Origin of the sequence: Bacillus andreraoultii, assembly GCF_001244735.1 — a bacterium.
Lineage (GTDB): Bacteria > Bacillota > Bacilli > Bacillales > Caldibacillaceae > Caldifermentibacillus > Caldifermentibacillus andreraoultii.
The window spans coordinates 331,759-341,400 of the sequence record NZ_LN868936.1; the positions used below are offsets into that span (position 1 = coordinate 331,759).

Consider the following 9,642-nt stretch of genomic DNA (forward strand, 5'->3'; position numbering starts at 1 on the left):
TAATATTTAAATACTCGCCAAAGGCGCGTATCATGTTCGCCTACTTCACGAGCTACGGCAGCGACAGGCATTTCAACCATTAGCGACAACACATGGTGCTCAAATAATAATGAAAATCCAGCTCCTGGACGTGCCCAATCAATGACAACCGTACGTATTTTACCGCATGACTCACATTTTACTCGTGGCATTCTGGCATGGAGAATGGTCTTATATTGCCAAAAATTTAGATGTCTCCAAGTCCGGTCTTGATCTTGTATATCATGAACTTTACATCCCGTTTTACCGCAATTAGGACAAGAAAATTCCGCTCCTGATTGATATTCAATATAAATGTGTAAGGTGTTTTCTTCTTTAGCTAATTCATTATGGAAAACATACCAAGGTTTAGGTATTTCTAACGCATCTTGGAATACATTATACTCTTCTTCAAAGTTTTTCATAAGACTATCACCCCAGGTAATTTAGTAGTATTACCCAGTATAGACAGCTTTGGGAAGCTTTAAACTAAACATTAAATAGCGAGGAAGCAAATATGAACAAGTCTGTATCCTCAATTATTAACCTATTTATTTGAATTTAGATGAGATTAAAGCATCGTTATTTGAAAGAGGCCATTTTACGATGTCCTCACTGTTCCAAAACACTTGGAAAAATAAAAGAACAATAAGATTTTGATGTTTTCAAATGTGAAAAAAAAAACAATATTCTTACTACCAAAAGAAGTTAAGAGGTCTTTCTAAAAAAGAGAAAAATTGATCATTATCCGTATGAGCTTTCTAATCAATTTTTGGGGATGAAACGTATCTATGTTAATAGTGGGAATCCTATCTACCTATATTCGTGGCATTTTTTAACTTTCTTAGGCCACATGCCTCACTTAATAATAAAGTACCTATCATGATACCAGAGCTTTCCAATTTGCCACATATGCCTGCACGTTGGACAAAAATGATTGTAAATGCACAAAAAGGAATCGGTTTGACCGACTCCTTGTGTTACATATATCTATATATCATTTAATTTTCTATCTAAGTCAACCGTTAACTCTCCATTTAGCTCTTCCATCCACAATCTCCTCTCTCCTAAAAATCAAAATCACTAACAACTGCTAAGTTAATTGTAAATGGAACTTTCTCTGTTATCACACCTGTTTCTGTATCCTTTATAAAGAGATAATAGGTTTTATTGCGGTCATAAGAGATACTTTTTAAGACAAATTGTAGCTTAAATGTACGTTCAGCTGGATTGTCAAACGGGCGGTCACCAATAATTGTTTCCTCATTTGATAGGATGTTTCCTTCTTTATCCGCCATATAAATAACAACCGTCCGAGGATTCATCTTTTCTTCTACTTTCTCTGTTTGGAAAAAGTTTAGGGTGAATATACTGTTTGTGATTCTTCGGGTTGTACTTGTGAGTTTAATATCTACTTTCGATATTGCTTGTACACCTTTTTGACTAGCTCGTTTATTTTTATAAGAAAGTAATGGAACAACAATTTCTTGAAGGCTGGCACCACCATGGACAAAATTCACACCCGTTCCTTGCATGCGATTCCGAACCGTTCCATTTGGTAAATAAACAGTTAGTTGCTGCTCATTTTCTATGACAGATGAAAGATTTATGGCGATTTTCCCTGAAACATCATGTTTTTCTTTTGACAACGTGTAGCGACGCTTTACTTCAATTGCATTCATTTTTTCTGTATGAATCTTATCACTTTCTGCTAGTGGCTCTCGTTGATAAAGGAAACCATGATCTGAAGTAATGTATATATTTGTTCCACTTAAATCATCTCGAATAATTTTCACTAAGTCATATAGTTGTTGAATGGCGGTTTCAACTGCATTAAATGTATAAATCTCAGTTGAGGCCTTATCTCCCATTGCATCAATCGTATCATGATAAATGTAGATTAGTTTTTTCCCCTTAAATGTTTCACGTCTTCCTGCCTTGTTCAACTCTCGTATATCTTGGTAGCGAACAGCAATGCTATCTTTTCTTGTTTTTTCAATAATTGATTTACGATGATCTAATCCAGATGAATCTTCTCCGTTTACCAATACTCTACCTGTAGCATCAATATCAATCGTTTTGTGAGGCAAAAGGGAAGCCATCCCCAGTTTGGTCACTGAAGGAATAACCCCAAGCATTGTCTGTACATCACAAGTTCCAATCGTTTCTGCACGTAAACGTTCAGCTAATTCCATCCCGACTTCATATCTCATCGCATCCGAAATAATGACAAATACCCGTTCACCTTTTAATATATGTGGTGCGATCATGGAAGAATAGAAATTTTGTTGATTCATAACACCTGGTAATGACCAATCTTCAGTCATTTCTGCTTTCACTGCTTGTGACCAATTGGTACTTAACTCGCCCAGAAACCAATTCGTATAGAGATGTTCAACAAGGTCTTTTAATTTCTTTAGTAACTCATGATTACTTTCTTCATCATATGCATGATAAAATTTTCGGTAATACGTATCCATCACATAGTATTTTTTCTGATATGCTTCATATAGATCAATTGCTTTACCAGACGGGATTCCTTGGCTATATTCTTTATGGAAAGCGTACATTTTTACTGTGTTTTCAAGTGCATCATAGATAGATGCATACTTTTCATAATAATGCTTTGCTCGCCTTAAATTTATGAGCTTTATGTACTCTTCGTAATCTTCCAGTCTTTCCATTAGACTATTTGCTATGTAAATAATAATGGCTCGGTCAACATAAGGAAATGTGTCTGCTTGCTTCAATTCATCAATAGGAACTGTTTGCAATAGATTTTGAAGCTGAATTTCTTGTTCTACCCATTCAGCATACTCGTTAAACAATTGATAGTCTGCCAGGTGGTGCATCCAGTGGTCGATAAATACAAGACAATTGGCCTTATTACGAACTGCGATAAAATCTTTTAAATTAGCCATATACTTTTCATTTACGGTATGACTAAAGGCTGTGACAGTCAGATGAATAAACAATGTCTTTAGTGTCTTCGTTTCACGCTCGTAGCCATAACGATTGGCAATATAAGCCCAGAAAACATGGATATCAAAGAACTTGTCCATTTGTGATAAATATTTGTTCGCCTGATCATCCAGCGTATCCATTAAAACGGTTTTTAAAACAGCTTCAAAGTCAGATGTCTTTAGATTGCAAAGGACACTCATAATCGCAATCTCAATCGTTTCCTCAGTATAAGATTCAATCCCGAATGCTCGAAATTTACGAAACCGTTCCTTATTATTAAAGAATTTCTCATATTTCTTTATAACAGCTCGAAGCGATGGATTGATTTGCAACTCACTTAAAATGAGTGATATTCGATCAGCATAAAATACTTTTGAATACAACACGGTATCGGCTAACCAGTTATCTTCTAAACTTAATTCCATATTTGTATAAATTAAATAGGAAGATGTCGGATCCTCTTCCTCTAATAAATGCTTCGTAAAAAATTGATTATTTTCGGATAGTGTTAAGACTTTAACGTTATCTAATGTTAATTGTTCAATGTCCTCAATAAATTCTTTATCCTTGTCCACCCAAAAAACTATTTTACGTTGTTCCCAATCTTTGAGAGGTTCATTAAAAATATCCGATAATGTGGACTCGATTTGATTTAAATTCATAATTATTCACCGCCTCCTCACGAATGAAAAAAGCACCTCACACGGGAAGTGCATTAGCTTAGCTTTAGCTCTAACAACTTATTTTCTTTTTATTTCCGCTACAATTTCTTCTATATCTTTTCTCGATAAGCCAGTTGCTTCCTCAATAAAACTATACTCCATATTTTGTTTTATCAAATTGATTGCAACTTGTTTTATACCTTTTTCAATACCTTTTTCGATTCCTTGTTTTAGCCCCTGTTTTTTACCTTCTTCTATTAATTGTTCAGCTATTGTCATCACAACATCTCTCCCCTCTGGATAATTCATTTCAATTTCCTTCATCATATCCACCACTTCCGATTTCGTTAAGTTTCTTCCGGCGCTAAATATATATCTAAGTAAAGTTTCAACGTAACGAATCCCAGTCTGATGATCCTCTAATTCCCGCAAGTATTTAACTGCCCGATCGATAATGACAAGCAGATCCACGCTATCCTTTGTAAAAATATCCCTTAAGGTCGTTAGTACGATTTGAAGCTGGGCCTCTCCTTTTATATCCTCATCGTTATATTTCGAAAGATCATAAAGCAAATACTCAAAGTTCGGAACAAGCCGTTGAATATTCGGTGTGAGCTCTCCATATCCCTGTATTAACTCTCCTAAACTCAATCCAATGTTCCAATCTTTTTGACCGTGATAAATGACTAAAGGAATAACAATTGGAAGCCCATTGCTCTTTTCCTTTTCACTTTTTGCCTCCCATATTTCTATTATATATTTTAACAGTTGAAGAGCGGTTTTATGATAAATATAACTTTTATGTTCGAAGAGAAAATAAAGATACCCTTTCTGATTACAAATATCTACCTTGAAAAGTAAGTCTGAAAAATTTTCTTTCAATTCATCATTAATGAAACTATCCTTTTCTGGTTCAAGAGTGTTGACATCAATCATTTCCATTATAATTTCTGGCAAATAATTAGTTAAAAAATCCTTCGTGACCGTCACATCTCCAAAGGTCTCTTTAAAAAATTTATCATGTGGATTTTTCAGCCACACCCTCCATCTCTCCCTACCCCTATATACTATTTTAACTTATTATACAATTCCGTTAATTTCTTTTCTATTTCAGTTCTTTGTTGCAGGTCTGGGATGTTTTTAACAACGGAAAAGGAGCAAATTAGTTTGCTTCTTAAGTGAATTTAAATTTTCGCCACTAACCCTTTAAACTTCTCGTAATTCACTTTCACACCATCATCTAAATCAATCTCAATTTGCATGTCAGCCATGTGATGTAACAGTTCATCGTAAGCTTTCAATTCGTCTATTTTCTTATCAAGGGACTTTAATTCTCTTTTTGCGTTGTTAATTTCTCTCGTTGTGTAATCCCCTTCGATGATGTCAAGTAAATCATTTTTCTCTGCTTCTAAGCGAGTTTGCACTTCATGTAAATAATCCGTGCGAATACGGGATAGTGTTGTTTTATCATAACGATGCATGTAGATAAGACAGTTAAAAGCCTTTTCCTTACCAGATGTAAATAACCAATAGATTGGTCGCTTCTTGTAAACTTGTACATGATCTTTATAGAAATCATTTAAGAAATATCGACGTAAAGTTTCCTTTGCTGTCTCATTCGCTTTCCGTCCAATCGCATCGGCAATAAAATCAAGATTCTCCTCAAGCGTCTCTTCACTAAACGTAACTCGGACAAAATCAACAAATCTCGATACAATATCATCTTCAAAATATGGCCCTGACAAGATTGGTAAAATATTGTCCTTATCTACTGGGAAGGTTTGATATCGAGATGGATCAAATTCACCACCTGCGTATATGAGACCTACTTCGTCGAGTGAGTAACGACCAAAAGAACAACCAATTGCATAAGAAATAAAAGATTTGATATCACGTTCTAAATCTGCTTTGCGAATAACAATATCTTTTTCGCATACTTCAGGTGTTAGCTCGTTTTCTAGACTATAAATATTTATGAAAATTTGATTTAACCCTTCCTCATTAGCTTTCATTTTTTGAAAGTCTATATCCGTATCAGATTCCCATTTTTTAAAATTCCTTGCAATCTCAAAATAGGAATAATTAAAAAGCGGATGACGTTTAAATTCCCATGATGTTTCAAAATTGTCCCAATCCCTCTTTGCTATTTCTACATTTTCCCTGACAGCCCCGCTAATTTCGCTTAATAATTTATCATCTGCATTTTCTAGATTAAAATATGGAAGATTGTCTATATCACCATTTTGCACAGATAATGTGGGATTTAAAATATTTAAGTATTGTTGAATAACTTTAGAATTCAACAAACCTAAGATAATCCAAAGTTCTTTGTCCGATGGAAACATCATCGGACCCTTATTTGAATCAAACAAAAAGCCTTCAGTACTGTATCGAAAAGAATTCAATCCAGTTGTTAGTGCGGACCATGTTATTCCTTTTTTAAAATAATATTTATAACCATTTAATACACCTATTTTACGAATTTCATACCCATCATTTTCAAAGTTTACAATAAGATCATTTAAACCATACCATCTTCTGAATCCCCCACCTTTATTATGGGGAAACCATTTATATCTTCTATAATTTTCTATTGAATCCTTCTCTACTAAATACAATTTATCGAATGAAACTTCATGCCAATGCCTTAAAAATAAATTATTATTCCCAGTCTCTAAACCCCTTATTGCTTTATAAGAGTCACCTAATTTTGGGTTATTGGCAAAGTTTTTAATCAATTTATTACTTAGCCAGTAGGCAACAGGAGAACGTGGAATCTTTCTGAAATCATCTTGATTGAATAAATATTTATATAAAACGTCTGGGTTTTGAACAGCTTTAATAGTTTTTTGCTTCTTTTCACTAGCTGTTCTATCATTAATTAATCTTAGATAAGTGCCTTTACCCTTTTTTTGTCGAGCATTTCTCAACACAAACGCAGTAGACTGCACTACTTCCCCACCAATTTCCTCAAATGCCCTTGGTCCTAAATGTAACATTGTGTCAATGAATTTCGTTTCAATTATTTTTTTACGTAATTTTTCAAAACTTGATAAGAACATCCATGAATGCTGATTGATAGCCGCATAAAAGCCATTTTTCTTTAAATAATGGTCGACTTCCATGAAAGAAGCGAATAAGTCGGATTTAGAATTAGGGTAATTTTTTCTAAGGAAATCAGATAATTCTTTGTTCATACTTCCAGATCCCATATAGGGCGGATTCATGACGACAATATCATACTGCTGTCCCATAATTTTCGTTTGTTTTATAAGCAATGGAAGTAGTTCTAATGCTTCCTCACGCTTTTTCCCTTGAAACAAGTCTGTTACAGGGGTATCCTTCATTTCTTTCAATCTATTTTCTAAAAATGCTGTATCTGTTTCATTTACTTTTATAAGTGAACCAAACATTTTAGCATTTCTATACTGTTCAAAAAACACCTTTGTTTTATTAAATACTTCCCCATTTTCTTTACCAGCAATAAACGCGATGTCCTCATCTGTCCATCCATTTGTTTCTTGAATGGATGCTAAATTCATCGTTAATCCATCTCGCTCAATGCTTCTAAGGAATCTTCTATTGTACTGAAGGGCCTTCATTACGACTGAAAAGCATGCTAATTGGTAAGCACGGTCGTCAATGTCTAATCCATATAGATTTTTCTCAATAATTAAACGTGGTATTTCTCTTTCCATATATCCACACTTACTATATATTTCATAAAGAACATCAAACATATAGACTAAAATGTGGCCACTTCCCATTGCGGGATCAAAACATTTAATATCTTCAACATTTAACTCTTTATTTACATAGGGAGCAATTTTTTCTTGAAAGTCTTCTTGCTGATGTTTGATGAAAAATTCCCAGTTCGTAATTAAATCTTCATGTTCAGGGTGTGCTTCCGTCCAGTACCTTCCTAATGAATTTTGCACCATATATTGAACAATCCAGTCAGGTGTAAATAGTTGTGTTGCATAAGGGATTTCTTCTGCCTTGTATTTCCTTTTCGCTTTAAACACACGATCTTTTTCATCAGCAATATAATATTGATACAGCCAGCCAATAACTTCAATTTGCTCCCAATTATCTTCTGGAATCACTTCCGTATCCGTCATTTTCCGAACAAATGAATCTGTTCCAAGTAACCCTTCAGGAAATAATATCTCTGTATAGTCTTCAATCGTTTCAAACATAAATGGCATGTAACGGTTTAAGTCATTACAATGCATTTTAATCAGATATTTAAACAGTTCATCTGTTTGATTGTTCATTTTGAGTTCATATACGTATTCTTTATCCAAGTCTAAATCAAGTGATAACGCCTCTTTCATCATATCTGGTTCTGAACGATCCCCATGAATAGACGATAAAACCCGGACTTTCGTTGGAAGATAATCATTGACTTCCATGAAACGTAAAGCAATAAAACGGTTAAACCATGTGTATGCCGTTTCTTCTATCACGCGTTCGAAACCAATTTCATTGATACGCGCAATGAGTTTATTCCGTTGTCGTCTTTCTATATCTGAAAGCTGTCTGCCGTCAATAAAGACGGCGTCCGAGCTTTCAACATTTGCTTTTTGAATGGATTCAGCAGTGATCCCAATTTTTCTTGCTTGTAATTCCACTCGTTCCAGCAGTTCTTTACGAGCTTCTGTCGCAAACTTTTTCAATGCACTTTTATTCATTACTTTCACCCTTATTCAATCNCAAAAAACACCTTTGTTTTATTAAATACTTCCCCATTTTCTTTACCAGCAATAAACGCGATTCCCTCATCTGTCCATCCGTTTGTTTCTTGAATGGATGCTAAATTCATCGTTAATCCATCTCGCTCAATGCTTCTAAGGAATCTTCTATTGTACTGAAGGGCCTTCATTACGACTGAAAAGCATGCTAATTGGTAAGCACGGTCGTCAATGTCTAATCCATATAGATTTTTCTCAATAATTAAACGTGGTATTTCTCTTTCCATATATCCACACTTACTATATATTTCATAAAGAACATCAAACATATAGACTAAAATGTGGCCACTTCCCATTGCGGGATCAAAACATTTAATATCTTCAACATTTAACTCTTTATTTACATAGGGAGCAATTTTTTCTTGAAAGTCTTCTTGCTGATGTTTGATGAAAAATTCCCAGTTCGTAATTAAATCTTCATGTTCAGGGTGTGCTTCCGTCCAGTACCTTCCTAATGAATTTTGCACCATATATTGAACAATCCAGTCAGGTGTAAATAGTTGTGTTGCATAAGGGATTTCTTCTGCCTTGTATTTCCTTTTCGCTTTAAACACACGATCTTTTTCATCAGCAATATAATATTGATACAGCCAGCCAATAACTTCAATTTGCTCCCAATTATCTTCTGGAATCACTTCCGTATCCGTCATTTTCCGAACAAATGAATCTGTTCCAAGTAACCCTTCAGGAAATAATATCTCTGTATAGTCTTCAATCGTTTCAAACATAAATGGCATGTAACGGTTTAAGTCATTACAATGCATTTTAATCAGATATTTAAACAGTTCATCTGTTTGATTGTTCATTTTGAGTTCATATACGTATTCTTTATCCAAGTCTAAATCAAGTGATAACGCCTCTTTCATCATATCTGGTTCTGAACGATCCCCATGAATAGACGATAAAACCCGGACTTTCGTTGGAAGATAATCATTGACTTCCATGAAACGTAAAGCAATAAAACGGTTAAACCAAGTGTATGCCGTTTCTTCTATCACGCGTTCGAAACCAATTTCATTGATACGCGCAATGAGTTTATTCCGTTGTCGTCTTTCTATATCTGAAAGCTGTCTGCCGTCAATAAAGACGGCGTCCGAGCTTTCAACATTTGCTTTTTGAATGGATTCAGCAGTGATCCCAATTTTTCTTGCTTGTAATTCCACTCGTTCCAGCAGTTCTTTACGAGCTTCTGTCGCAAACTTTTTCAATGCACTTTTATTCATTACTTTCACCCTTATTCAATC

Annotated in this window: 5 protein-coding genes and 2 pseudogenes; 2 read left to right on the forward strand and 5 right to left on the reverse strand. The window is 34.6% G+C overall.

Translation table 11 applies throughout. The features are described from left to right. On the reverse strand, nucleotides 1-443 hold a 443-nt coding region (locus BN2144_RS20045), incomplete at its 3' end, for a helix-turn-helix domain-containing protein (protein ID WP_033827158.1). Nucleotides 444-592: 149 nt separating this feature from the next. Between BN2144_RS20045 and BN2144_RS21110 the strand changes: the two are divergent. Together BN2144_RS21110 and BN2144_RS20250 are read left to right on the forward strand one after the other, a co-directional pair. Beyond that, nucleotides 593-753: pseudogene (locus BN2144_RS21110) on the forward strand (DDE-type integrase/transposase/recombinase); the annotation flags it as partial. Between the two features lie 72 nt (nucleotides 754-825). Beyond that, nucleotides 826-1,023 (forward strand): annotated as a pseudogene (locus BN2144_RS20250) (hypothetical protein); the annotation flags it as partial. Nucleotides 1,024-1,085: 62 nt separating this feature from the next. On the opposite strand, the gene pglZ reads toward BN2144_RS20250, so the two are convergent. The 4 genes from pglZ to pglX (BN2144_RS04660) form a co-directional block, all read right to left on the reverse strand. Further along, nucleotides 1,086-3,644, reverse strand: coding sequence for a BREX-1 system phosphatase PglZ type A (gene pglZ / locus BN2144_RS04645; RefSeq protein WP_033827159.1), 2,559 nt, complete (start codon nucleotides 3,642-3,644; stop codon nucleotides 1,086-1,088). A 78-nt stretch (nucleotides 3,645-3,722) separates the two neighbouring features. Continuing rightward, on the reverse strand, nucleotides 3,723-4,685 hold the full coding sequence (locus tag BN2144_RS04650) for an Rpn family recombination-promoting nuclease/putative transposase (protein ID WP_033827160.1): 963 nt from the start codon (nucleotides 4,683-4,685) through the stop codon (nucleotides 3,723-3,725). A 143-nt stretch (nucleotides 4,686-4,828) separates the two neighbouring features. Next, the gene (pglX, locus tag BN2144_RS04655) at nucleotides 4,829-8,338 is read right to left on the reverse strand and encodes a BREX-1 system adenine-specific DNA-methyltransferase PglX (RefSeq protein ID WP_033827161.1); all 3,510 of its coding nucleotides are present in this window, start codon (nucleotides 8,336-8,338) and stop codon (nucleotides 4,829-4,831) included. An 11-nt stretch (nucleotides 8,339-8,349) separates the two neighbouring features. Then, complete coding sequence (gene pglX / locus BN2144_RS04660) at nucleotides 8,350-9,621, reverse strand: BREX-1 system adenine-specific DNA-methyltransferase PglX (RefSeq protein ID WP_033827162.1); 1,272 nt, start codon at nucleotides 9,619-9,621, stop codon at nucleotides 8,350-8,352. Between the last annotated feature and the right edge of the window lie 21 nt (nucleotides 9,622-9,642).